We start from the raw sequence: 460 nt of genomic DNA, 5'->3' as shown, positions 1-460 counted from the left end.
AAACAGAGATTAAACTGAAGAGTTTGATCCTGGCTCAGATTGAACGCTGGCGGCATGCTTTACACATGCAAGTCGAACGGCAGCGCGGGGCAACCTGGCGGCGAGTGGCGAACGGGTGAGTAATATATCGGAACGTACCCAAGAGTGGGGGATAACGTAGCGAAAGTTACGCTAATACCGCATACGATCTAAGGATGAAAGCAGGGGACCGCAAGGCCTTGTGCTCCTGGAGCGGCCGATATCTGATTAGCTAGTTGGTGAGGTAAAGGCTCACCAAGGCGACGATCAGTAGCTGGTCTGAGAGGACGACCAGCCACACTGGAACTGAGACACGGTCCAGACTCCTACGGGAGGCAGCAGTGGGGAATTTTGGACAATGGGCGCAAGCCTGATCCAGCAATGCCGCGTGAGTGAAGAAGGCCTTCGGGTTGTAAAGCTCTTTTGTCAGGGAAGAAACGGT

General features: G+C 53.9%; 1 rRNA gene. It reads left to right on the top strand.

The features are described from left to right. Window positions 1-11 precede the first annotated feature (11 nt). Window positions 12-460 (top strand): 16S ribosomal RNA (locus tag IFT60_RS26210); the annotation flags it as partial.

The sequence above is a fragment of the Massilia sp. CFBP 13721 genome (assembly GCF_014842025.1).
Classification (GTDB): Bacteria; Pseudomonadota; Gammaproteobacteria; order Burkholderiales; family Burkholderiaceae_D; genus Telluria.
The sequence above is the reverse complement of the archived record's forward strand: the minus strand, read 5'-3'. Positions and strand labels throughout refer to the sequence as shown.